We start from the raw sequence: 23,109 nt of genomic DNA, 5'->3' as shown, positions 1-23,109 counted from the left end.
ATCCTCGTCGAAGGGTTCGTCGTCTCGATCGAACTCCGAATACGCGGATGTGGCAGCGATGTTCCGCGAACTCCAGGGGCTGCCGGAGGGTTCCGCGCAGTTCCAGCGGCATCGAGACCGCATCGTGGAACGATGCCTGCCACTCGCCGACCACATCGCCCGCCGGTTCGACGGCCGTGGCGAGCCGCGCGACGACCTGGTCCAGGTGGCCCGGGTGGGCCTGGTGAACGCGGTCATCCGGTTCGACGTCGACGCCGGATCGGACTTCGTGTCGTTCGCCGTGCCCACCATCATGGGCGAGGTGCGCAGGCACTTCCGCGACAACAGCTGGTCGGTGAAGGTCCCCCGGCGGCTCAAGGAACTGCATCTGCGGCTCGGCGCAGCCACCGCGGAGTTGTCCCAGCGGCTTGGCCGCGCGCCGACCGCGTCAGAACTGGCCGAGGAACTCGGGATGGACCGCGACGAAGTGGTCGAGGGTCTCGTCGCAGGCAGTTCCTACAACACCCTGTCCATCGACAGCGGCGGCAACAGCGGCAACGAGGATGCACCTGCGATCGCCGACACGCTCGGCGACGTGGACCTGGGTCTCGATCAGATCGAGAACCGTGAGGCGCTGCGGCCGCTGCTGGCCGCGCTGCCGGAGCGCGAACGCACCGTGCTGCTGTTGCGGTTCTTCGAGTCGCTCACCCAGACTCAGATCGCCGAACGGGTCGGCATCTCACAGATGCACGTGTCGCGGCTGCTCGCGAAGTCGCTAACGCGGCTCCGCGACCAACTGCAGTAGCCGGGGCGTTTCGCCCCGCATCCAGGCCAGCGCGGAGTCGACGTCGGCGCACAGTGGGAACATGGCGTCCGGGTCGCAGATCCGCAGCAGGCGCAGCACGGCAGGTCCGGGCACCATCAGCCAATCGGCGCGGGCGCCAGCGCACCGCACGTTGAACGTGTGGAGCGCCGAAAACGCTGCGGTGCCGAAGAACTCGACACCCGACAGGTCCAGCACCAGCCGCGAGGCCCGGTCGGAGTGCTGCAGTGCCCAGTCGACGAAGTCGTTCGAGTTCGCGGCGTCGAGGTCACCGCGGGCGGTGATCAGGACGCAGTTGGGCTCTGGCCACCGGGTGCCGAAGGTGGCGCCATGACTGGTGTGCTCGTCCGCCCGGCCCGCATCCGGCGGCGACGTGGGTGACGACGAAGAAGAAAGTGATGATGACATTGTGACTCCCGTGGATGGGTGTGCGCGGTTCGCGCTGAGTCACGTCACTTGATCGGGCCCTGCGTCCTCAAAGCCTTCAGCGTCACGGTCGAGATTCGGCCGCGCCGATGACGTATCCAGCTGGCTGTGAACTCAACCTGGCCTGACCCTACGCCGGTACTCGCGCCTTGGACAATCGATTCACCGAATGCTCAGCGATGTCTCAGCAGCTCGGCGGTTCAGCTCAGCCAGCCGCGCTGCGGGTCCCAGGCGGGCCCGGGGGGCGGCGCGTCGGCACGGGTCACCGTGGCCTGGATCAACCCGTAGGGCCGGTCGTCGGCGTGGAACACCTCGTTGTCGTTGGTGAGGCCGAACGGCGACAGGTCGTAGGCGAAATGGTGCTTGTTGGGGGCGGACATGCGCACTTCGACGATCTCGGGATGGTGTTCGAGAACCGCACGGCCCATCTCGTAGAGCGTCTGCTGCAGCGCCAGCGACCGGACGGTGGCGAACTGGGTCAGCAGGTGGGACTTCACGCCGGCATAGACGGCGTCCCAGTCGATCCCGGCCGTCCCCGCGAACCGCCACTGTGCGACCAGCGAGGTGGCCATCACGCGGTCGTGGGTGGGCTCCAGCACGGTGTACGGGTCGGTGAGGAACCCGGCGAACTCCGACCCCGTCGACTTGAGCAGGACGAGGTCCTTGAGGCCGCCGACCACCCACTCGCCGGCCCGGTCGCCGTCACCGGAGACCGTGACCGCGGCCGTGCGGACCTCCTCGCCGGCTCGCACCCAGGTGTGGTCGTGCTCGCGGCCGTCGACCGTCACCCGCCGCCACGCGTACTGCTCGATCTCGATGCGGGCACCCGTGACCGGGGCGATCTCGGCCACGAAGTGGCGCGCCAGGTCCAGACCGTAGTCCTCGATCGAGGTGATGCCCTTCTCCTTGGCGAACGCGTAGACGGTCTGCTTCTGGGTGTCGGTCGGCAGCACATCGGACTGGTCGCCGATCAGATGTGCGGCGCTGAAGTCCCCCCGCAGGCAGGTCGAGACGTTGACGTCGTGGATCTCGTGGCGCGGAGTGTCGCGGTAGATGCGCACGACCCGGTTCTCGGCCTTGCCGTACTGGTTGTCGCCCAGGATGATGCCGGACACGGCTCAACTCCCTCGATAGGTCGAATAGGCGTAGGGGGACAGCAGCACCGGCACGTGATATTTGGCCGCGGCGTCGGTGACCTCGAAGGCCACCACGATCTCGGGGTAGAAGCCGGTCACCTGTGCGGCCGCGAAATACGTTGCGGTGTCGAAGCGCAACCGGTAGATCCCCGCCTCGAGGCGATCGGCGAGGCCGGCGATGCGGCCGTCGTCGTCGGTGGTCTGCGACGCGAGCACTGCGCCGCCTGCGTCGGTGAGGGTGACCGGCACGCCTGTCGCGGGCCTGCCGGTGGTCGCATCGAGGACATGGGTGGACAGGCTCATGGGCTCACCTTTGCACGCCGACGAGCCGCCGAAGTCTCAGCCGGTTGATCTCGGCCAGCTCCTTGCGCAGCACCCGCCGCTCCGTGGTCGCGTCGTTGGTCAACCGGTCGGTGAGCACCGCCAGCAGCTCCTCGGCCGACCGGCCGCTCGCACACACCAGGTACACGTGCCCGAACCGGCGTTCGTATGCCTGGTTCTTCGCGGCGAGCTCCGCGCGCACGTCGTCGCCCGCGGCCAGCACGCCGGCCTGCTCGCGCGCCGAGGCGGCGTTGTCCGCCCGGCCGCCGATGCGGGGATGCCCGGCCAGCGCCGCGTCGATCTCGACCTCGGGCAGCTCGCCCAGCACCCGGTCGGCGCCGTCGAGCAGCGCGTCCACGTCGGGGTACGGCGCGCCTGCCGCCACCTGCTCCGCCCACACCGCGGAGGCGCAGACGCCGGTCAGCAGTCGCACGCGTTGTGGTCCGGGCAGGCCGTTGAACTCGGCCAGCCCGGCGCTCGGCGGGGGTGCCACCGTTCCAGGATCGGCCAGGTTCACACTGTTCGCATGCCGAATGCCGCGGGTGTGGTGCTGGCCGCCGGAGCCGGCATCCGCTACGGGATGCCGAAAGTCACTGCCGCGCAGGGTGAATGGCTGCAGAAGGCCGTGACCGCGCTGGCTGAGGGCGGATGCGGCGACGTGGTGGTGGTTCTGGGTGCGGCGCTGGTGGAGGTGCCGCAGCCCGCGCGGGCCGTGATCGCCTCCGACTGGGCGGACGGCATGAGCGCGTCGGTGCGGGCGGGTATCGCGGCGATCGGATCGGCGGATCTGGCGGTGCTGCACACCGTCGACACCCCCGACGTCGGCGCCGACGTGGTGCGGCGGGTGCTGTCCGCCGCGCTCGGGTCGCGGTCGGGCCTGGCGCGCGCGGTGTACGACGGCCGACCCGGTCACCCCGTCGTGGTGCACCGGCGACACTGGCCGCAGCTGCAGCAGAGTCTCGTCGGCGATCGCGGAGCCGGCCCGTTCCTGCGCTCGCGCGCCGACGTGGTGACGGTGGAGTGCGCCGATCTGGCCACCGGCGCCGACATCGACGAGCGCTGACTAGCCGCCCAGCGAGGCGGCGAAGCGGCGCACGGCGTCGGCCGCGCTCCTGGCCGCCTCGGCATGGCCCGGCCGGGCACGCTGCGAGACGGACCCGGTGCCCGGCGTCAGCGCGACCTCGGCGAGCAGTTCGCCGGTGGTTGGCTCGGCCACCGCCCACGTGTAGCGGACGTCGGCGGCCCAACCGGCCGCGGCGCGTGCGACGTAGTCCTGGTCAGTCTCGCCCAGTTCCGCCAGCGAGGGCCGGTCGTCGATGCGATCGTCGGCCCGCAGAGCGCGCAGATACCAACTGCCGGCGTTGATCTCGATCGGTTCCATCCGCGCACTGTAACGTTCGCGTCCGCTGCGTAGCATGAGCCGATGCCTTTCATCACGAGCAACGACGGTGTCGACATCCACTTCAAGGACTGGGGGTCGGGCCAGCCCATCGTGTTCAGTCACGGCTGGCCGCTCTCGTCGGACGACTGGGACACCCAGCTGCTGTTCTTCCTCGCGCAGGGCTACCGCGTCGTCGCCCACGACCGTCGCGGCCACGGCCGCTCGACGCAGACCGGCGACGGCCACGACATGGACCACTACGCCGACGACCTGAAGGCCGTCGTCGATCACCTCGACCTGCGCGACGCCGTGCACGTCGGTCATTCGACGGGCGGGGGAGAGGTGGCGCACTACCTGGCCCGCCACGGCGAGGACCGCGCGGCGAAGGCCGTGCTGATCAGCGCCGTCCCGCCGCTGATGGTGAAGACCGACGCCAACCCGGGCGGCCTGCCCAAGGACGTCTTCGACGGCCTGCAGGCCCAGCTCGCGGCCAACCGCTCGGAGTTCTACCGCGCGCTGCCGTCGGGTCCGTTCTACGGGTTCAACCGGGACGGGGTCGAGCCGAGTGAGGCGATCATCGCCAACTGGTGGCGGCAGGGGATGATGGGCGGCGCGAAGGCCCACTACGACGGGATCGTGGCGTTCTCGCAGACGGATTTCACCGAGGACCTGAAGAAGATCCAGCTGCCGGTGCTCGTGATGCACGGCGACGACGACCAGATCGTGCCGTACGAGAACTCCGGGCCGCGCTCAGCGGAACTGCTGGCCAACGCGACGCTGAAGACCTATGAGGGCTTCCCGCACGGCATGCCCACCACGCAGGCCGACACCATCAATGCCGACCTGCTGGAGTTCATCCGGTCCTGACGGCTACTCGGCGCCGGCGTCCTTGATCTCGGCGAGGACGGTGCCCTGCGTGACGGCGGCACCGGCCTCGACCGCGAGGCCGGTGATCGTGCCGTCCTTGTGCGCGGTGACCGGGTTCTCCATCTTCATGGCCTCGAGCACCACGACGAGGTCGCCGGCCGAGACCTGCTGACCCTCCTCGACGGCCACCTTCACCACGGTGCCCTGCATCGGCGCGGTGACGGAGTCGCCCGAGGCGGCAGCCCCACCGGCCGCGCCGCGCTTACGCGGCTTGGGCTTCTTCCTGACGACACCGCTGGCGCCGCCGACCGAGCCGCCGTTGCCCAGTGCGAGGTCGCCGGGCAGCGACACCTCCAGCCGGCGACCGCCGACCTCGACCACGACGGTCTGCCGCGGGATGGTGTCCTCTTCCTCGATCGGATCGCCGCCGGTGAAGGGCTCGACCTTGTTGTCCCACTCGGTCTCGATCCAGCGGGTGTGCACGGTGAAACCGTTCTCGTCGCCGATGAACGCGGGATCGGACACCACGGCGCGATGGAACGGGATCACGGTGGCCAGACCTTCGACGGTGAATTCGTCGAGAGCGCGCCGCGACCGCTCCAGCGCCTCCTGGCGGGTTGCGCCGGTGACGATCAGCTTCGCCAGCATCGAGTCGAACTGGCCACCGATCACCGAGCCCGTCTCCACGCCGGAGTCCAGCCGGATGCCGGGGCCCTGCGGCGCCTCGAACTTGCTGACCGGGCCGGGGGCGGGCAGGAACCCGCGGCCGGCGTCCTCGCCGTTGATGCGGAACTCGATCGAGTGGCCGCGCGGCGTCGGATCCTCGGTGATGTCGAGCGCCTCGCCGTTGGCGATCCGGAACTGCTGGCGGACCAGGTCGATGCCCGAGGTCTCCTCGGTGACCGGGTGCTCGACCTGCAGGCGGGTGTTCACCTCGAGGAACGAGATGAGGCCGTCCTGGCCGACCAGGTACTCGACCGTGCCCGCGCCGTAGTAGCCGGCCTCCTTGCAGATGCGCTTGGCCGACTCGTGGATCTCCTTGCGCTGCGCGTCGGTGAGGAAGGGGGCGGGGGCCTCCTCGACGAGCTTCTGGAAGCGGCGCTGCAGTGAGCAGTCCCTGGTGCCCGCGACGACGACGTTGCCGTGGGTGTCGGCGATGACCTGGGCCTCGACGTGGCGGGGCTTGTCCAGGTAGCGCTCGACGAAGCACTCGCCGCGGCCGAACGCCGAGACGGCCTCGCGCACCGCGGAGTCGTACAGCTCGGGGATCTCCTCGAGGGTGCGGGCCACCTTCATGCCGCGGCCGCCGCCGCCGAACGCCGCCTTGATCGCGACCGGCACGCCGTACTCCTCGGCGAACGCCACCACCTCGTCGGCGTCCTTGACCGGATCCGAGGTGCCCGGCACCAGCGGGGCCTGCGCGCGGGCGGCGATGTGGCGGGCGGTGACCTTGTCACCGAGGTCGCGGATGGACTGCGGGCTGGGGCCGATCCAGATCAGGCCGGCGTCCAGCACGGCCTGGGCGAAGTCGGCGTTCTCGCTGAGGAAGCCGTAACCGGGGTGGACGGCGTTGGCGCCGGACTTCTGCGCCGCGTCGAGCAGCTTCTCGAAGACCAGGTAGGACTCGGCCGAGGTCTGGCCGCCGAGGGCGAACGCCTCGTCGGCGAGCCGGACGTGCGGGGCGTCGGCGTCTGGTTCGGCGTAGACGGCCACGCTGGTCAGCCCGGAGTCCTTCGCCGCTCGGATCACCCGGACCGCGATCTCGCCGCGGTTGGCTACAAGCACCTTCGTGATCTTCGAGCTGGCGTGACTGGCCACTTCGCCTCCTGTTGGATCGCCTTGCGCTGGCGTCTCTAAGAACGTCTTTAAGAACTTATCCCGGGCAGTTTAAGCGCCGCACCTGAGGTCTCGGCGAGGCGGTGCCGGTTACTGGCAAGTAGGTTCAGGGGGGCGTCGCGATCCCGGTCTGTAGGCGTGCAATTCCGGTCGTTCACCGCGTGTACAAGCTGCGGATACCGGGGGGCGCAGCAAATATCGGAAGTGTGCTCTCGAGATGCCGGCGGCCGGGCGCCGCGGTACCTTTCCGGTGCAGAGACAACGGATTTGGTGCAGGGCGAAGGGGGAAGTCATGTGGAGGAAGCCGCTACACATCATCGGTATCTCGTCGATGATTCTGATCGGTGCCAGTGGCGTCGCGATTCCGGTCGCCACAGCGGATGAGGCGGAGATGCCGGATCTGGTCGAGATGACCCTCGACGAGGCGCAGGCGGAGTTCGCCGAAGCCGCCGCCAACCCGGAGCTGGTCCTGGAGTCCTCGAACATCACGGGACCGAAGCAGGAGCAATTGGTTCCCATCTTCTGGAAGGTGTGTGAGCAGTCGCCTGACGCGGGTGAACCGATTGCCGAAGACGAATCCTACGAAGTGGGTGTGGTCAGGGCCGGCGAAGAGTGCTGAGCCGCACCTGACGCCTACCGCCGGTAGCTGCACCGACGGGTGACGGCGCGATTATGACGGCTTACGAACAACCCGGATGGCCGGCCGCCCGTTGCTGTAATCTTTCTCCCGGGCGGGGCGAAGGGGGAGTTCATGCGGATCAAGCGGATACATCTGGTCACCGTAAGCTCGGCGATTCTGGTTGCTGCAGGCGGTTTCGCTGCGCCGGTCGCAACGGCGCAGGAACCGCCGGAGATGCCGGATGTCGTCGACATGAGACTCGACGAGGCCCAGGAGGAAGTCATCACAGCCTCCGGCAACCCGGATCTGGTCCTCAATACACAGAACATCAAGAGCGCGGACCAGCAGCAACTGGTCGAGAAGTTCTGGAAGGTGTGCTGGCAATCGCCCGAGGCGGGTGAGCCGATGTCGGAAGACGCGTGGTACGGGGTGGGTATCACCAGAGCCGGCGAAGAGTGCTACAGCTAGCTGAAGCACCGAACTGACGTCAGGCTCTCAGCCGCTTCTTGATCCGGGCCAGCATGGCCGACATGCCGCGCAGTCTCAGCGGGCTGATGAGTGCGGCCAGGCCGAGGTCGGAATAGAAGTCGTCAGGCACGGCGAGGATCTCCTCGGCGGGCAGTTCGTCGAGTCCGGTGGCCAGGATCGAGGCGAAGCCGCGGGTCGTCGGCGCCTCGGCCGGCGCGCTGAAGTACAGCCGGACGTGCTCCCGGTCGCTTGCGTCGACATGCAGGAACAACGGGGACTGGCACTCGGGCACCGGTTCCATCGCGGCCTGCTCGAGCCCGGCCGGCAGCGGCGGCAGGTCGTCGGCAAATTCCAGCAGGAGCCGCAGCTTGTCCTGCCCCTGCACCTCCGCGAAGTCGGAGACGACCTCGGCGAGGGCGGCCGGCATCCCGGCGGTCGACGTCACGGCGCCTCGCCGGGCTCTTCCCCGACGGCGACGGGCACGCGCACGGCGTTGCCCCACTCGGTCCACGAACCGTCGTAGTTCCGCACGCCCGGCAGTCCGAGCAGGTGGGTCAGTACGAACCACGTGTGGCTGGAGCGCTCACCGATGCGGCAGTACACAACTGTTCTCTTGGGGTCCGTGCCGGCCTCCTGGAGGAAGCCGTACAGATCCTCGAGTTCGGCACGCTTGCGGAAGCGTCCGCTGTCGTCGGCGGCCTTGGCCCACGGGATCGACCGGGCGGTGGGGATGTGCCCGCCGCGCAGGGCGCCTTCCTCCGGGTAGTCGGGCATGTGGGTGCGTTCACCGGTGTACTCCGCCGGTGACCGGACATCGATCAGCGGCTGGGCGCCGAGGATGCCCAGCACGTCGTCCTTGAACGCCCGGATCGGCGCGTCGTCGCGTTCGACGACGGGATAACCGCTGGAGCGCCGGTTGGGGACGTCGAGCGTGGTGTCGCGGCCGTCGGAGACCCACAGGTCGCGCCCGCCGTCGAGGAGCCGGACGTCGGGGTGGCCGAACAGGGTGAACACCCACAGCGCGTAAGCCGCCCACCAGTTGCTCTTGTCGCCGTAGATGACGACGGTGTCGTCGCGGGCGATCCCCTTGCGGTCCATCAGCTCGGCGAACTGCGCGCCGTCGATGTAGTCGCGCACGTTCGGATCGTTGAGATCGGTGTGCCAGTCGATCTTCACCGCGCCGGGGATGTGACCGGTGTCGTAGAGCAGCACATCCTCGTCGGACTCGACGATGGCAAGGCCGGGCCTGCCCAGATTGCTCGCCAGCCAGTCGGAGGTGACCAGGCGTTCGGGGTGGGCGTAGTCCTGCAGCGCGGGGCTGGGATCTGGTGGAAGCGGCACGTCAGCGAGCCTACCGCCGCACCGGGAATTGCTGCGCCTAGTGGCCCCCCGGCGACTTTACGATTTTCCGGTGGCACTCGGAATCCTCGTCCTGCTGATCGGGATACCGATCGGCGTGTGGTTGTTCCGCAACCCGGACAAGCTGTGGTGGGCCACGGAGTCGTGGAAATACAAGAACCCCGAGGCCAACGAACCCAGCGAGGCCGCCTACGGGATGTCCTCGCTCACCGGGGTCCTCGTCATCGTCGCATCGGTCGTCGTCGCGCTGCTCGCCTTCACCAGCGGCGGGTCGAACGACGACGACGCGCCTTCGGGGCCGGCCACGACTACCACCAAGCGCACCCCGCCGCCGCGGGCCGGCCTGACGTCACGCCCGCAGGATCGGGGGGCGCTGCCCATCGTCGGGTACCGGCTGGCCGAGCAGGGCGGCGCCACGATGCTCGACCTGTCCTACCTCGTGCCCGCGGGATCGGCGCCGGTGGCCGGCGGTTTCAACTTCTTCACCGAGCAGGGGTGTGAGGTCATGCGGCAGGTCCGCGGCATCGGCACCGACCGGATCACCGCCGATCTGCGCCTGGGCTGGACGCCGGGTCTGAAGGCCACACTCGCCGGCGAGTCGACGTGCCGCGTGACCGACGCCTGGTCGCCCGGCGTCGCGACCATCCGCATCGGCACGATCAGGCCGGACGCGTCGATCGTCACCAACAGTGCCGTCGTCCGTCCGGACGGCACCGTGCTGGCGCCGGCCGCCGCCGGCAACCCTGTGCCGCACCTCCCCGGAGCGCAGTAGCCGTGGGATTCGCGATCGTCGTGATGCTGATCGGCGTTCCGATCGGCCTCTTCATGCTGCTGCAGCCCAGGAAGATGTGGTGGCTGTTCGAGTCGTGGAAGTTCCGCAACCCGGAGGCCAACGAGCCCAGCGATGCCGCCTACCTGATGACGGCGCTCGGCGGGCTGGGCGTGATCGCGGCCGTGGTGTTCGGCGGGATCATGTTCTGGTCGGCCGACAGCGACTACAAGAACCTGATCGCCCAGCAGGAGGCCGACAAGCAGGCCCGCGCGGACCGGCAGGCGGCGATCGACGCCTACGTCGCCCCGCCTCCGGAGAACCGTGGACCCCTGCCGGTCATCGGGTACACGGTGAGGCAGACGCCGCGGGGGGAGTTCTACGACCTCTACTACCTGGCGCCACGCGACACCTTCCCGGCCAGCGGCAAATACATCGACGACAGGGACCTGTGGGACTGCTTGCACAGCGTCGGGGTCCGGAACACCGAAACGAATGCGGTGCAATTGAATCCGGGCTTGGCGTGGGCGCCGGAACGACCCCCGTCGGAGGGCGCGTACGACAAGTGCACCGCCGACCGGGTGGCCGAGCCCGGCTTCAGCATCGCCCGACAATTTTTCAAGCGCCCGGATCCGGCGGCACCGATCGTCACCGACTCGTCGATCGTCGACGTCAAGGGCGAGATCCTCGCGCCCGCGAAGCCGGGGAACGTCGTGCCCCGGCTCGATGCGGAACCGAAGCGATGACCGCTACCAGAGTGCGGTGACGGGTATTCCGACGCGGTCGAGCAGCCGGCGGGTCAGCGGAAGGCTGAGACCGATCACGTTCGACGGGTCGCCCTCGATGCGATCGACGAACCACCCGCCGTACCCGTCGAGGGTGAACGCGCCTGCCACGCCCAGTGGTTCGCCGGTACCGACGTAGGCGTCCAGGTCGGCCTCGCTCGGTGTCGCGAAATGCACTGTTGTAGAACGCGATTCGACGGCCTTCTCGACTATCGCACCGTCGCGGACGCGGAGCACGGCGTGGCCGGTGTGCAGCGCGCCGGCGCGGCCCGCCATCGCCTGCCACTGCATGCGGGCGGCGTCGGCGGTGCCCGGCTTACCGTGCAGGCGTCCGTCGAGGCCGAGCATCGAATCACATCCGATGACCACGCAGTCCGCCGCGACGTCCTCGGGAAGCCGGCCCACCACGTCGGCCGCCTTCGCGTCCGCGAGCGCGCACACCACCTCCGCCGGCGCGGCGGCCGGACCCAGCGAGGCGATCACCGCGTCCTCGTCGACGCCCGAGACGATGACGAGCGGGTCGACGCCGGCCTGACGCAGCACACCGAGCCGGCCCACCGAGGCGGAACCCAGGACGACCCGGGTCACTGCCCGATGTTCTTCGCGCAAGCGCTCATCAGCGCCCGATGTTCTTCGCGCGAGCGCTCATCAGTGCCCGATGTTCTTCGCGCAAGCGCTCATCAGCGCCTCATGTGGGTTCGTTGCAACAGGGTGACGCGCTGCCAGCTGAACACCGGGTAGCGCAGCTTGTCGACGGGGTGGCCCCACGGGTTCAGCTCCTGGGGGCCCGGCTCGACCGGGGCGCCCGAGGCGCCGGCGAGCACGGTCACCAGTGCCGCGATCTCCGCCTCGCTCGGGGAGCCCTTGACGACATGGAATTCCGGGGCAGCCGGCGCAGGCCGGTCGATCGTCATCTGCCGGGGATCGCTGACCTCGGTGATGTCCGCGTCGTGGTTCATACCCTCGCCTTCCTGGACGTCACAGCGGGATGTTGCCGTGCTTGCGCGGCGGTGTCTGGGTGATCTTGCGCTCCAGCAGCCGCAGCGCCGTGGCGACGTAACCGCGGGTGTGCGACGGCGGGATCACCGCGTCGACGTAACCGCGCTCGGCGGCGATGTACGGGTTCACCAGCGTGTCCTCGTACTCCTGCTGCAGCTGCAGCCGCAGGGCGTCCACGTCCTTGCCCTCTTTCGCGGCCTCTTTGAGCTGCTGGCGGTAGACGAACCCGACCGCGCCGGAGGCACCCATCACCGCGATCTGGGCCGTCGGCCACGCGACGTTGACGTCGGCGCCCATCTCCTTGGACCCCATCACGCAGTAGGCGCCGCCATAGGCCTTGCGGGTGATGACGGTGATCTTGGCGACGGTGGCCTCACCGTAGGCGTAGAGCAGCTTGGCGCCGCGGCGGATGATGCCGTTGTACTCCTGGTCGGTTCCCGGCAGGAAGCCCGGTACGTCCACCAGCATGATGATCGGAATGTTGAAGCAGTCGCAGGTGCGGATGAACCGTGCGGCCTTCTCCGAGGCGTTGATGTCCAGGCAGCCGGCGAACTGGGTGGGCTGGTTGGCGACGATGCCGACCGGACGGCCGTCCACCCGGCCGAACCCGACGATGATGTTCGTCGCGTAGCCGGACTGCACCTCCAGGAACTCGTCCTCGTCCAGGATCCGGGTGATCACCTCGTGCATGTCGTACGGCTGGTTCGGCGAATCCGGGATCAGCGTGTCGAGTTCGAGGTCCTCGTCGGTGAGGGTCTCCTCGATGGGGCCCGAGGGGTTGGGCGACGGGTACCGCGGCGGGTCGGCGTAGTTGTTCGGCGGCAGGTACGACAGCAGATCGCGGACATAGTCGAATGCGTCCTGCTCACCGGAGGCGACGTAGTGCGCGAGCCCGGACTTGGCCATGTGGGTGTGCGCCCCGCCAAGCTCCTCCATCGTCACCTCCTCGCCGGTGACGGTCTTGATGACGTCCGGTCCGGTGATGAACATCTGGCTGGTCTGGTCGACCATGATGACGAAGTCGGTCAGCGCGGGGGAGTAGACGTGCCCGCCTGCGGCGGCGCCCATGATCAGCGAGATCTGCGGGATCACCCCGGAGGCCTTGATGTTGTTGTGGAAGATCTTGCTGTACAGGCCGAGCGAGACGACGCCTTCCTGGATGCGCGCCCCGGCGCCGTCGTTGATGCCGATCAGCGGGCGACCGGTCTTGATCGCCAGCTCCTGCACCTTGACGATCTTCTCGCCGTAGACCTCGCCGAGGCTGCCGCCGAACACGGTGGCGTCCTGGCTGAAGACGCACACGTCGCGGCCGTCGACCGTGCCGTAGCCGGTCACCACGCCGTCGCCGACCGGCCGGTTCTGCTGCAGGCCGAAGTTGGTGCTGCGGTGCTTGGCGAGCGCGTCGAGTTCGACGAAGGAGTCCTCGTCCAGCAGGGCGAGAATCCGCTCCCTGGCGGTGAGCTTGCCCTTGGCGTGCACCTTCTCGATGGCTGCTTCCCCGACGGGATGCAACGTCTCCTCGGCGCGCTTCTTCAGATCGGCCAGCTTGCCCGCGGTGGTGTGGATGTCCGGCTCGTGCCCGGCTGACCCGTCCGTGGGCGTCTGGGAAGGCTCGGTAACGCTCGTCATGGGTGTCGATGCTATCGGCACGTCCTGCGTCGGCGACGTCCCCACCGCGCTCGTGGTCGGCCGGCAGCGGCCACCGCGCGCTATGGCGACGACCAGTTCGTTTGCTAGATCTGCATCTCTGCGACAAGTTTCGTGGTCACAGCGCTGCCCGGCCCGCCCCGTCCCACGATGTGGATAGCTTGACTCCGCAATCCACCCCCTGCCGCTGATCAGCGCTTTCACGGGCGTCAGTTCGGGTCATCCGGCGGCTGACATGCCGCGGCGCAAATGACGGAGGCGTCGAATTGGAGTGACATAGGTAACACGACGGTGTCGTTGGTTGGCAGGCAAGTCAGCCTGTGTAACTATTAGCCAGTATTGCGAGTGGCGAATAGAAAAGGCGATTCTGGCCGATGAGTTTTCAGACCACGACGTCTGACTCCGTAGCCCCGACCACCACGGCGGCCGCGTGGCCCGGCCTGCGTCAATGGCAGGTGCACTACGCCCGCTGGCTGATGTCGTCGGACGCGGTGATCGTGATCGGTGTCGTCGCGCTGGCCCAGGTGCTGCGGTTCGGCGATCTCACCGCCACCAGCCTGGTGGGCCTCGGTTCCATCGACTACATCCTGGTGTCGGCCTCGATCGCCGCCCTGTGGATCGCGGCGCTGACCGTGCACCGCACCCGGTCGACGCAGATCCTGGGCAGTGGCATCGAGGAGTACCGCCGGGTGTGGATGGCCACGCTGTCGGTCTTCGGCGTCATCGCCGTCGCGTCGATCCTGCTGCGCATCGAGATCGCACGCGGCTACCTCGCCATCGCCTTCCCCCTCGGACTGCTCGCGCTCACGATGAGCCGATGGCTGTCACGCCGATTCGTGGTGCGCCACCGGCGACGCGGGGCCTTCATGCACACCGTCCTCGCGGTGGGCCGACCGGAATCGGTGCGGGCGCTGGCGAAGTCGCTCGCCCGAGCCCCCGGCGACGGATACCGCCTCGTCGCGGTGTGCGTGCCCGGCCTGATGGCCCGGCAGAGCCTGGACCTCTCGCCGAGTGGCCCGGTGCCCGCCTACCCGTACGACAGCGACATCGCTACGGCGGTCGCCATGTCCGGCGCCGACACCGTCATGCTGACCTCCGGGCACCTCGATGCCGACGAAATCCGCGATTTGTCCTGGCAACTCGAGAAACTGGACGTCGACCTGGTGGTCTCGCCCGGCATGGCCGATGTGGCGAGTCCGCGCCTCACCGTCCGCCTCGTGGGGGGTCAGCCGCTGCTGCACGTCGACAAGCCGCGCTACGACGGTGCCAAGCGGTTCCAGAAGCGGGCCTTCGATGTCGGTTTCGCGCTGATGGTGCTGCTGCTCACCTCGCCGGTGCTGCTCGCGGCGGCCCTGGCGGTCAAGGCCGGCAGCCGCGGACCGGTGCTGTACCGGTCCGAACGAATCGGCATCGACGGCAAGCCCTTCCAGATGATCAAGTTCCGCAGCATGGTCGTCGACGCGGACCGCCGGCTGGCCGACATCGCCCACCTCAACGAGGGCGGCGCGATGCTGTTCAAGATCCGGCGCGACCCGCGCGTCACTTCCGTGGGGCGGTTCCTGCGCCGGTACAGCCTCGACGAGCTACCGCAGTTCATCAACGTCCTCACCGGTGAGATGAGCGTCGTCGGCCCCCGGCCCCCGTTGCGCACGGAGGTCGAGGCCTACGACGACCACGTCAGGCGCCGGCTGCTGGTGCGGCCGGGGATCACCGGGCTGTGGCAGGTGAGCGGACGATCGGACCTGTCGTGGGAAGATTCCGTGCGGCTCGACCTGTCCTATGTCGAGAACTGGTCGATGCTCGGCGATCTCGCGATCGCGATGAAGACCGCGAACGCAATCTTCCGGGCCACCGGCGCCTACTGAACGGGCGCCGTCCACGTCGCCTTGGTCGCACTGTTGAGCGTGTACGTGACCGTGGTGAGCATCGCGCGGAAGCCGGCCGGGAACATCAACCAGCCCCGGGCACAGTCCCCCGGCGCGATCGTCGCCGCGGTGGGGAACTGGCCGTCGGGAAAGCCGACCTCGGTCAGGGTGCTGGCGTTGTAGACCACGCCCGCGGCATCGGCGGCCGACCACTCCGAGGAACCGACGGTCAGCGGGCCGGAAGCGTCCTTCTTGGCGCAGGTTTCGACCCGCACGCTCGCCCAGTGGCCGCCACCCGGCGGCATGATGGTCGGAGCGCTGTTCTGGTTGATCTCGTCCGCCGTCACCTCGAGTGGTGCGCCGGACTTCCCGAGGTCGAGCTTGGTGCCCAGCGGTTGCGGCCGCGACGGGTCCGCGGCGGGTGCCGACGAGGTGACGCTCGACGACGTGGCGACCGGCTCGGAGCGTGGAGGGAGCACGACGCCCTCCTCCTTCACGCACCCGGTGACGACGAAGGCCAGCACACCGAGACCGGCGATCGACTGCTTCATGTCGCAATGTTTACCAGAACCGCGGTGTGCGGCACGGACCGCCCGGAAAACAAACAAAATTCACCACCTTTGGGGGTCTGCGCTGCGTTGCTGTCCACCAGGCCGCCGATGGGGCCGGCTGGTAGTCTCGAGGAGTGAATTCCTTGAGGCAGCGGAAGTTTGGCTTGCGCCTCGGCGTCGGCGTCGTCACCGTGGTGGTGGCGGTCGCCGCGTCGGTGCTCGTGTTCGGTGGCCGGGCGCCTGCCGCGTCGACCACCTTCGTCGGCGACTACGAGACGGGGAACTTCGATCAGTGGCCGATCTGTCAGGACCCCGCCGTGGGCAGCGCTACGTGTGCAGGAGCGGCCCTCGGTGACCGCAACATGCGGGTGCAGAGCGACGTCGTGCGGCAGGGCCGGTACGCGGCGCGCTTCGAACTTCGGCCGGGCGATCGGGCGGCCGGACCGTGCTGCGGCCACCGCGCCGAGGTCAGCGGGGACGACGCCAGCTCGGCCGTGGAAGGCGACGAGCGCTGGTACCAGTGGAGCACCATGCCCGATGCCGCGTTCCCGGCCGATCAGGGTTGGACGGTGCTGGGGCAGTGGCATGCCGATCTCGACGGGTCGCCGCCGGTGGCGATCAACGCCGGACCCGTGAACGTCGCCTCGGATCGATGGGGCGTCGTGCTGTCGACCTGGAATGCGCCGGGTGAGCCGGGACCCACCTACACGCCGTGGAGCGCACCGGTGACCCGCGGAGCGTGGACGGACGTGAAGCTGCACATCAAGTGGTCCGCGCGCGACGACGTGGGATTCGTCGAGCTCTGGGTCGACGGGGCGCCGCAGACCTTCACCGCGGAGCCGTGCAACGGCCAGACACGGTGCATGGTGCGGACGCTGATGCCCGGTGGCGGCGGTATCTACTACAAGCAGGGCTACTACCGCGATCCGGCGATCACCGCGCCCGGTGCGGTCTATCATGATGGATTCTCCGCGGCGACAACCGAATCGGGTCTGCAGCCGCTGTAGCGGACGTCGTCACCACCGGGCCCCCGTCACCTCGTCGTACCAGCGAACGACTTCGGCGAGGCCGTCGTCGAGTTCGAACTCCGGTCGATACCCCAGACTCTCCAGCCTGCCGATGTCGACCACGAGCTTCTCCGGATCGCCCGGCCTGTTGACCCCGGTGTAGCGGAACTCGGGACTCAGACCGAGCAGCGCGCACAGCGACTTCGCGAGCGTGTCGATCGTGTACTCGCGGCCGGCGCCGACGTTGTACACCTCACCGGTGAGCTCGCCGTCGGCGGCGACCACCATGGCCGATCGTGCGGCGTCGAGGACGTAGAGGAAGTCGCGGACCTGGGTGCCGTCGCCGTGGATCGGCAGCTGTGTGCGGTCGTGGTCCAGTTTCGACAGCAGGTCGAACACCACCTGCTTGCGCTGCCGGGGGCCATAGGCGGAGAAGAAGCGCACCGCGGCCATCCGGAGGCCGTACAGCTGGGCGTAGACATTGAGATAGCGCTCCGCCGACAGCTTGCCGACGCCGTAGGGCGAGATGGGCACCGTCGCGTCGGTCTCGGCGATGGGCACCCGAACGGCGTTGCCGTACACCGCTGCCGACGACGCGAACACCAGCCGTCCCGGCCACTTCGCCTCGCGCAGGGTCTCGAGCAGCCGGAAGGTGGCCGCGAAGTTCGTCTCGTAGTCGAACGACGGCGACTCCACCGACGGCGGCACGTATGCATTGGCCGCGAAGTGGAAGATGACGTCGGCCGCCAGGTGTTCCCGCCAGTCGAGCTCGCGGATGTCAGCTTCGTGCAACGTGATCCGATCCGCGACGGCGGCCAGGTTGGTCGCCGAGCCCGAGCACAGCAGATCTACCACCGTCACGTCGGCGCCGGCGTCGACGAGCAGTTCGACGAGGTGCGATCCGATGAAGCCGGCGCCGCCGGTCACCAGGACGGACCGGCCGGTCCAGTCGAAGGTCATGGTCAGGGTCTCCTCGTGTGGGCGGTGTCGGGTGAGGGCAGGCCGGCGGCGCTGCGGTAGGCGGTGACCGTGCGCTCCGCGACGGCGTCCGGCGAGAACCGCTCGACGGCCACTTCGTGTGCGGCGGAGCCCATGTCGAGACAGCGTGGCTGGTCGTCGAGCAACTCACCCATGCGGTCGGCCAGCTCCAGCTCGTCGCCGGCGGGCACCACGAACCCGGTGACGCCGTCGGCCACCATGCCCGCCACGCCGCCGACCCGGGACGCGATCACCGGCTTAGCGGCCGCCATCGCCTGGGCGATGATCGTCGGTGCGGTCTCCTCGCGGGAGAACAGCACGACCGCACGTGCGGCGGCGATCTCGGCACGCAGACGGTCGTTGTCGACCAGCCCGACGATGTTCACGTAGCCGGTGAGGCCGAGCGCGTCCACCCGGTCGCGCACGGCCCGGGCGTACTGCGGGTCGGGCTGGGGGCCGACGATGACCAGTCGTGCCGCGGGCCGGCCCCGGTGGGCTTGGGCGAACGCGTTGACGAGGCCGAGCACGTCCTTACGCGGGGTCAGCACGCCGGCGAACAGCAGCCGCTGCGTGGTGGCCCGCGACGGCGCCAGCGCGAAGTACTCCGCCGCAGTGGGATTGGCGATCGCGACCTGTCTGCCGTGGATCATGAACGCGAGTTCGCTGCGGTCGTAATCGGAGATCGAGATGACGATCTTCGCCCGCTGCAGCACGCGGGCGACCAGGCGGTCGGTCGTCCACACCCGCAGCCGGTCGCGCCAGCCCGCGCCTGCGCCCATCCGCATCTCGCGGTGTACCAGGCCGTGCACCGTCACCACCGCGGAGTCGCTACACCGGGTCGCGATGTCGCCGTTGAAGCCGATCTCCTGTCCGTGCACCACATCGGGACGGATCGCGGCGGCCAGTTGCCGGGCGCGACGGACGTCGAGGAACGACCCGGTGAGCCTGCGCAGCCTGCGCTGCCCGCGCATGTGGTGCACCTCCACCTTCGGTCCCTCGCGCCGGTACGCGCTGCGGGCGGTGCTGTTGTGCAGGCTCAGCACCGTGACGCTCTCGACGTCGTCGCGGGCGGCCAGCGCGGGCACCAGTGTGCTCGTGACGGACTCGATCCCGCCGTTGACCACGCCCGGCTCCACCGGGTACGTGCCGACCATCAGGATCCTCATGACGTGACTCCCGCGCCCTTGCGCCGGGCGAGTACGCGGCCGACGGCGCGGAATTTCTCAGGGTCGAGGACGCGCACGGTGACCAGGTAGACCGCGAGGAACGCCGCGACGATGCCGCACACCACCGCAACGACATGCAGGACGCCGTGGCTGTCGCCGTCGAGCAAGGTCAGCCGCAGCGGCGCCGCAGCGGCGAGCGCCAGCACCGCCGCGGCGGTGGCAGGGGCCAGTGCCGCACCGATGTCGCGGAACGACACCCCGACGACCGACCGGACGGAGATGATCGCGACCACGCCGATCACCAGTTGGGTCGAGGAGATCGCGATGCCGACACCGACCAGTCCGTACGGGACGAGCAGCACCACGAGTGACAGTCCGAGCACCAGTTGCAGCACGGCCTGCCAGGTGAGCAGCGATGAGCGCCCGGCGCCCTTGGCCGCCTCGGCGCCGACGGTGGCCAGCGCGATGCCGAGCCCCATCCCGGCCAGCGCCTGGGTGGCCGTCCCCGCGGGCCGCCACTCCTGACCGAGCAGCAGCACCACGACGGGCTCGCCGACGACGAGCATCAGCGCGCACACCGGCAGCGCGGCCAGCCACAGCCAGCTCAGCGCGCGCAGGAACGCCGCCCGGAACCGTTCGGCGTCGCCGGCGATCTTCGCGAACGCGGGGAACAGCACGTAGGAAGCGCCCTGCACGATGCCGATGGTGGGAATGGAGCCGATCCGGAACGCGTAGCGGAACTGACCGAGGTTGGTGGTGCCGAGCGCGCGGCCGATGATCAGCTGCTCCAGCAGCTCACGGAGGCGCTCGGCGAAGTTGTCGAACGCCAGCGGCAGTGAGAACCTGCCCATCTCCCGCCACAGCCGGAAGTCGAAGCGCCCGCGGAACGGCCGCCAGCGCGCCAGCGACCAGCTGAGCACCACCCACACCACCATCGACACGTAGTGGCCGATCACCATCGACCAGACGCCGAATCCGCGCAGCGCGAGGACGACGGCCGTCGCGGCGAAGGCGATGGACACCGCGGGGGCGATGATCATTCGCGGGGCGAACCGGAATGCGCGCTGCATCAACGCGTCCGGGACGATCGTGAGGGAGTGCAGCAGCATCACCCCGGGCACCGCGGCGGCGACCAGCGCCACCCGGTGGTCGTTGAACACCTCACCGAGCAACGGCGCCGCGGCCAGGCTCGCCAGGGTGAACAGCAGTCCGGTGCAGGCGGTGACCACCATGACGGTGTTGGCGGCGTCCTCGATGTCGTGCTCCCGGTGGATCAGTGCCTGCGACAGGGCGCCCTGGGCCACGGTCATGACGAAGCTGACGAGCACGGCGCCCGCGGTGTAGAGGCCGACCAGTTCCGGGCCGAGCAACCGGCCGAGGGCCAGCGTCTGCGCGATCGAGACGAACTGGACGAGGATCACCGCCCCGCCGGCCATCGCGGCGCCGCGTTTGACGGCGCGGCCGATCCCGCCGGCGGGGACGCCGGGCTCGGTGAGTGTCATCGTGGCGCACTGTCCGCCGGACGGCGCCGACGGCGGGCGACGACGTTCTGGACCCGGTTCTTCGCGGGGCGGATCGCCCGCAACGCCTCGGGACTCACCGACAGCGCCGCGACGACGACGGCGGCGCGAAAGGCTGACACCGGGGTGGGGCACTGACGCAGTGCTTCACGCGCCGCGCTGCGGGCGGCGGGGACGTCGTCGTGCAGCAGGGCGACCCGGGATCGCCGCATGCCCTGGCGGTACCGCAGTCTCCGGACGACCCGGCTGCCTGCGATCTCGGACTCACTGCGCGGGTGGTAGCGCGCCACCGCGAGGAAGGTCTGCACATAGCGCTGCTCGAACGCCTCGATGCCCGCGGGGTTGTTCGACTCGGAGTTCGGGTGTACCCGGATCCGGACGAGGCGGTCGGGCAGCATGCGCACGTCGTCGCCCGCGGCGGCCAGCCGCAGCCACAGGTCGAGATCCGGTTCGACGTCGACGACCGCGGGATCGTTGGAGCCGTGGGCATCCCACCGTTCCCGGCGGAACACCCCGACGTACTGCGGAACGCCGTCGTCGAGCATCTCGGCGAGGGAGACGGGCTGCGACGGCGGGGGCACCGAACGCCATCCGATGGTGTCGTACCAGCCGCTCGGCGGCGTGCCGTCGTCGGGATCGTGGAACAGTTCGGCGTCGCAGCCGACCGCGTCGATGCCGGGATCGGCGTCGATGAGCAGCCCGACCCGGGCGCAGAACTCCGGATGCAGGATGTCGTCGCTGTTGAGCACGGACAGATAGCGGCCGGTGGCGGCCGCCGCGGCGGCGCTCACTCCGCTGCGGATTCCCTCGTTCACCTTGCGGAGCAACGTGATTCGTGGGTCAGACGTGTAAGCGCCGACGATCCGCGCCATCTCGTCGGAGTTCCCGTTGTCGACGACGACGAGCTCCCAGTCGCCGCGGGTCTGGGCGAGCACCGACTCGATGGTCTCGCCGATCAGCTCCTCGGTGCGGTACGCGGTGGTGAGGAAGCTGATGAAGGGACGTGGCGTGGTCACCAACCGATTCCCTCGTAGCCGGCGCCTGCCCGGCGTCGTTCGGCGCCCGGCAGTCGCACCAGATCGATGACCAGCCGCTTGTCGCCGGCCCGGTCCACCGCCCTGACGACCTCCGGGGAGCGCGATCCCGCGATCAGCACCTCACCGTGGTCCAGGACGACGTCGACGTCGTCGGTCAGCAGGTCGCCGATGTGCGGCAACTGCTGGGTGATGTACGCGCGGTTGGCGCCGACGAGCCGGGAGAGCACGACGGTGGGATCGTAGATCTTCACGTCGAAACCCTTACCGATCAGGCGTTCCGCCAGTTCGACCATCGGACTCTCGCGCAGGTCGTCGGTGCCCGCCTTGAAGGACAGGCCGAAGATGCCGATCCTGCGCCTGCCGTGGGCGATCACCATGTCGACGGCCCGGCGCAGATGGGTCTCGTTGGACGTCAGCAGGTTAGACAGCAAGGGCGTGTCGACGTCGTGGCGGCGGGCGGTATGGGTGAGGGCGCGGACGTCCTTCGGAAGACATGAGCCGCCGAAGGCGAAGCCGGGACGCAGGTAGGCGGCACTGAGGTTGAGCTTGGTGTCGGCGAGGAACACGTCCATGACCTCGTGGGAGTCCAGATCGAGCGCCGCGCAGATGGCGCCGATCTCGTTGGCGAAGCCCACCTTCAGCGCGTGGAAGGAATTGTCGACGTATTTGGTCATCTCCGCGACCGCCACGGGCACCTGGAAGCGCGGGCCGGGCAGCCCGCGATAGAGCTCCATCACGATGTCCCCGCTGCGCTGATCACTCTGTCCCACCACGGTTTTGGGCGGGTCCATGAAGTCGCGGACGCTGGTTCCCTCGCGGAGGAACTCCGGGTTCACGCACACGCCGAAGTCGATGCCCGCGCGCTTGCCGGAGGCGGCCTCGAGCCGGGGGATGAGGAGGTGCTCGCAGGTGCCGGGCACCATCGTGCTGCGGAACACGACGACGTGCCAGGTGTCCTTGGCGGCCAGGGCCGCGCCGATCTCGTCGGCGACGTTCTCGAGATGCGCGGTCGAGAGCCGGCCCCCTGCTCCCGACGGCGTTCCCACGCAGATCAGGGAGATCTCCGACTGTGCGACGGCGGCGGCGGCGTCGGTCGTGACGGTGAGCGCGCCGCTGCCGACGACCGAGGCGGTCAGCTCGCCGATCAGCGCCTCGACGATGGGCGCCTGGCCGCCACGCAGAGCGGCCACCTTGTCGGCGTTGACGTCGACACCGACGACGCGGTGGCCGCGCGCCGCGAGGCACACCGCGCTCACGCAGCCGACATATCCCAGTCCGAAGACGCTGACCGGGGCCGACGTGTCGGCGTCCGGTTCCTCGTACAGCTTGGTCACGATGTCACTCACCAGAGTTGTCCGAGCTGTGGCGCCGGCACGAATCGTCGACATATGGCAAATAATAAGGCATCACAAACAGATGTCCATACGTACGTTGTTTACCCATGTGAATCCCCTTCTCTCTAGCAATCAGCAGTAACAAAAGGCAGGTCTGGCGAATCTTGCAACGGATGCCGAAAAGATCGTTTCGAGGCAACGGTTCTGCCGGGTGCGCACGACCTGTCGAGCAGTGG

The 23,109-nt window shown here is 68.9% G+C and carries 26 protein-coding genes; 9 read left to right on the top strand and 17 right to left on the bottom strand.

The features are described 5' to 3' along the window. Nucleotides 1-58 precede the first annotated feature (58 nt). The gene (locus H7I41_RS28465; RefSeq protein ID WP_276009836.1) at nucleotides 59-784 is read left to right on the top strand and encodes an RNA polymerase sigma factor SigF; all 726 of its coding nucleotides are present in this window, start codon (nucleotides 59-61) and stop codon (nucleotides 782-784) included. On the opposite strand, the gene H7I41_RS28460 is transcribed toward H7I41_RS28465, so the two are convergent. From H7I41_RS28460 to uraD, 4 genes are all read right to left on the bottom strand, one after another. Continuing rightward, entirely contained in the window at nucleotides 755-1,210 is a 456-nt protein-coding gene (locus tag H7I41_RS28460) for an STAS domain-containing protein (RefSeq protein WP_264016002.1), read from the bottom strand. The two genes, H7I41_RS28465 and H7I41_RS28460, sit on opposite strands and share 30 nt — an antisense overlap. Before the next feature lie 218 nt (nucleotides 1,211-1,428). Beyond that, entirely contained in the window at nucleotides 1,429-2,343 is a 915-nt protein-coding gene (gene pucL / locus H7I41_RS28455) for a factor-independent urate hydroxylase (protein WP_264016001.1), read from the bottom strand. Nucleotides 2,344-2,346: 3 nt separating this feature from the next. After that, on the bottom strand, nucleotides 2,347-2,667 hold the full coding sequence (uraH, locus tag H7I41_RS28450; protein ID WP_264016000.1) for a hydroxyisourate hydrolase: 321 nt from the start codon (nucleotides 2,665-2,667) through the stop codon (nucleotides 2,347-2,349). Between the two features lie 4 nt (nucleotides 2,668-2,671). Next, nucleotides 2,672-3,178, bottom strand: coding sequence for a 2-oxo-4-hydroxy-4-carboxy-5-ureidoimidazoline decarboxylase (uraD, locus tag H7I41_RS28445; RefSeq protein ID WP_372503818.1), 507 nt, complete (start codon nucleotides 3,176-3,178; stop codon nucleotides 2,672-2,674). Between the two features lie 33 nt (nucleotides 3,179-3,211). On the opposite strand from uraD, the gene H7I41_RS28440 reads away from it, so the two are divergent. Beyond that, a complete protein-coding gene (locus H7I41_RS28440; protein ID WP_264015999.1) occupies nucleotides 3,212-3,748 on the top strand; it encodes a nucleotidyltransferase family protein in 537 nt (178 codons plus the stop codon). Here H7I41_RS28440 and H7I41_RS28435 read toward each other — a convergent pair whose 3' ends face one another. Then, the gene (locus tag H7I41_RS28435) at nucleotides 3,749-4,066 is read right to left on the bottom strand and encodes a hypothetical protein (RefSeq protein WP_264015998.1); all 318 of its coding nucleotides are present in this window, start codon (nucleotides 4,064-4,066) and stop codon (nucleotides 3,749-3,751) included. 42 nt (nucleotides 4,067-4,108) lie between these two features. Between H7I41_RS28435 and H7I41_RS28430 the strand changes: the two genes are divergently transcribed. Then, nucleotides 4,109-4,933, top strand: coding sequence for an alpha/beta fold hydrolase (locus tag H7I41_RS28430; protein ID WP_264015997.1), 825 nt, complete (start codon nucleotides 4,109-4,111; stop codon nucleotides 4,931-4,933). Nucleotides 4,934-4,936: 3 nt separating this feature from the next. Here the strand turns inward: H7I41_RS28430 and H7I41_RS28425 are convergent, their stop codons facing one another. Next, nucleotides 4,937-6,751 (bottom strand): acetyl-CoA carboxylase biotin carboxylase subunit, encoded by a 1,815-nt coding sequence (locus H7I41_RS28425; RefSeq protein WP_264015996.1) that lies wholly within the window; start codon nucleotides 6,749-6,751, stop codon nucleotides 4,937-4,939. 310 nt (nucleotides 6,752-7,061) lie between these two features. Here H7I41_RS28425 and H7I41_RS28420 point away from each other — a divergent pair, with 310 nt between their 5' ends. Next, a complete protein-coding gene (locus tag H7I41_RS28420; RefSeq protein WP_264015995.1) occupies nucleotides 7,062-7,388 on the top strand; it encodes a PASTA domain-containing protein in 327 nt (108 codons plus the stop codon). Between the two features lie 132 nt (nucleotides 7,389-7,520). Next, a complete protein-coding gene (locus H7I41_RS28415) occupies nucleotides 7,521-7,856 on the top strand; it encodes a hypothetical protein (protein ID WP_264015994.1) in 336 nt (111 codons plus the stop codon). 19 nt (nucleotides 7,857-7,875) lie between these two features. Here H7I41_RS28415 and H7I41_RS28410 read toward each other — a convergent pair whose 3' ends face one another. Next, entirely contained in the window at nucleotides 7,876-8,283 is a 408-nt protein-coding gene (locus tag H7I41_RS28410; RefSeq protein ID WP_276009883.1) for a SufE family protein, read from the bottom strand. A gap of 14 nt (nucleotides 8,284-8,297) precedes the next feature. Continuing rightward, nucleotides 8,298-9,197 carry a sulfurtransferase gene (locus tag H7I41_RS28405; RefSeq protein WP_264015992.1) on the bottom strand — a complete coding sequence of 300 codons (900 nt, stop codon included), beginning with the start codon at nucleotides 9,195-9,197 and terminating at the stop codon, nucleotides 8,298-8,300. A gap of 70 nt (nucleotides 9,198-9,267) precedes the next feature. Here H7I41_RS28405 and H7I41_RS28400 point away from each other — a divergent pair, with 70 nt between their 5' ends. Then, complete coding sequence (locus H7I41_RS28400; protein ID WP_264015991.1) at nucleotides 9,268-9,987, top strand: DUF6199 family natural product biosynthesis protein; 720 nt, start codon at nucleotides 9,268-9,270, stop codon at nucleotides 9,985-9,987. 2 nt (nucleotides 9,988-9,989) lie between these two features. Next, on the top strand, nucleotides 9,990-10,730 hold the full coding sequence (locus H7I41_RS28395) for a DUF6199 family natural product biosynthesis protein (RefSeq protein WP_264015990.1): 741 nt from the start codon (nucleotides 9,990-9,992) through the stop codon (nucleotides 10,728-10,730). Between the two features lie 3 nt (nucleotides 10,731-10,733). Here H7I41_RS28395 and H7I41_RS28390 read toward each other — a convergent pair whose 3' ends face one another. From H7I41_RS28390 to H7I41_RS28380, 3 genes are all read right to left on the bottom strand, one after another. Next, nucleotides 10,734-11,357, bottom strand: coding sequence for a Maf family protein (locus H7I41_RS28390; protein WP_264015989.1), 624 nt, complete (start codon nucleotides 11,355-11,357; stop codon nucleotides 10,734-10,736). Between the two features lie 92 nt (nucleotides 11,358-11,449). Further along, a complete protein-coding gene (locus tag H7I41_RS28385; protein ID WP_264015988.1) occupies nucleotides 11,450-11,728 on the bottom strand; it encodes an acyl-CoA carboxylase subunit epsilon in 279 nt (92 codons plus the stop codon). 19 nt (nucleotides 11,729-11,747) lie between these two features. Continuing rightward, nucleotides 11,748-13,397, bottom strand: coding sequence for an acyl-CoA carboxylase subunit beta (locus tag H7I41_RS28380; protein WP_264015987.1), 1,650 nt, complete (start codon nucleotides 13,395-13,397; stop codon nucleotides 11,748-11,750). A gap of 392 nt (nucleotides 13,398-13,789) precedes the next feature. On the opposite strand from H7I41_RS28380, the gene H7I41_RS28375 reads away from it, so the two are divergent. Beyond that, nucleotides 13,790-15,280 (top strand): sugar transferase, encoded by a 1,491-nt coding sequence (locus tag H7I41_RS28375; RefSeq protein WP_264015986.1) that lies wholly within the window; start codon nucleotides 13,790-13,792, stop codon nucleotides 15,278-15,280. On the opposite strand, the gene H7I41_RS28370 is transcribed toward H7I41_RS28375, so the two are convergent. Further along, entirely contained in the window at nucleotides 15,274-15,831 is a 558-nt protein-coding gene (locus H7I41_RS28370; protein ID WP_264015985.1) for a hypothetical protein, read from the bottom strand. The genes H7I41_RS28375 and H7I41_RS28370 overlap by 7 nt on opposite strands. 134 nt (nucleotides 15,832-15,965) lie before the next feature. On the opposite strand from H7I41_RS28370, the gene H7I41_RS28365 reads away from it, so the two are divergent. Next, the gene (locus H7I41_RS28365; protein WP_264015984.1) at nucleotides 15,966-16,838 is read left to right on the top strand and encodes a polysaccharide lyase family 20 protein; all 873 of its coding nucleotides are present in this window, start codon (nucleotides 15,966-15,968) and stop codon (nucleotides 16,836-16,838) included. A gap of 9 nt (nucleotides 16,839-16,847) precedes the next feature. Here H7I41_RS28365 and H7I41_RS28360 read toward each other — a convergent pair whose 3' ends face one another. Genes H7I41_RS28360 through H7I41_RS28340 form a run of 5 tightly spaced genes read right to left on the bottom strand, consistent with a single transcriptional unit; the run spans nucleotide 16,848 to nucleotide 22,885 of the window. Then, nucleotides 16,848-17,798, bottom strand: a complete 951-nt coding sequence (locus H7I41_RS28360; RefSeq protein WP_264015983.1) for an NAD-dependent epimerase/dehydratase family protein — start codon at nucleotides 17,796-17,798, stop codon at nucleotides 16,848-16,850. A 2-nt stretch (nucleotides 17,799-17,800) separates the two neighbouring features. Further along, a complete protein-coding gene (locus H7I41_RS28355) occupies nucleotides 17,801-18,982 on the bottom strand; it encodes a glycosyltransferase family 4 protein (RefSeq protein ID WP_264015982.1) in 1,182 nt (393 codons plus the stop codon). Next, nucleotides 18,979-20,484, bottom strand: coding sequence for an oligosaccharide flippase family protein (locus tag H7I41_RS28350; protein ID WP_264015981.1), 1,506 nt, complete (start codon nucleotides 20,482-20,484; stop codon nucleotides 18,979-18,981). Before H7I41_RS28350 ends, H7I41_RS28355 begins: the two co-directional genes overlap by 4 nt. Then, nucleotides 20,481-21,518, bottom strand: coding sequence for a glycosyltransferase family A protein (locus H7I41_RS28345; RefSeq protein ID WP_264015979.1), 1,038 nt, complete (start codon nucleotides 21,516-21,518; stop codon nucleotides 20,481-20,483). The genes H7I41_RS28350 and H7I41_RS28345 overlap by 4 nt, the downstream gene beginning before the upstream one ends. After that, nucleotides 21,515-22,885, bottom strand: a complete 1,371-nt coding sequence (locus tag H7I41_RS28340; RefSeq protein WP_264015978.1) for a nucleotide sugar dehydrogenase — start codon at nucleotides 22,883-22,885, stop codon at nucleotides 21,515-21,517. Before H7I41_RS28340 ends, H7I41_RS28345 begins: the two co-directional genes overlap by 4 nt. Nucleotides 22,886-23,109 lie beyond the last annotated feature (224 nt).

The organism is [Mycobacterium] manitobense (assembly GCF_025821665.1).
Classification (GTDB): Bacteria; Actinomycetota; Actinomycetes; order Mycobacteriales; family Mycobacteriaceae; genus Mycobacterium; species Mycobacterium arseniciresistens.
Note: the sequence above shows the minus strand (reverse complement) of the source record. Positions and strands in the feature narration are given on the sequence as shown.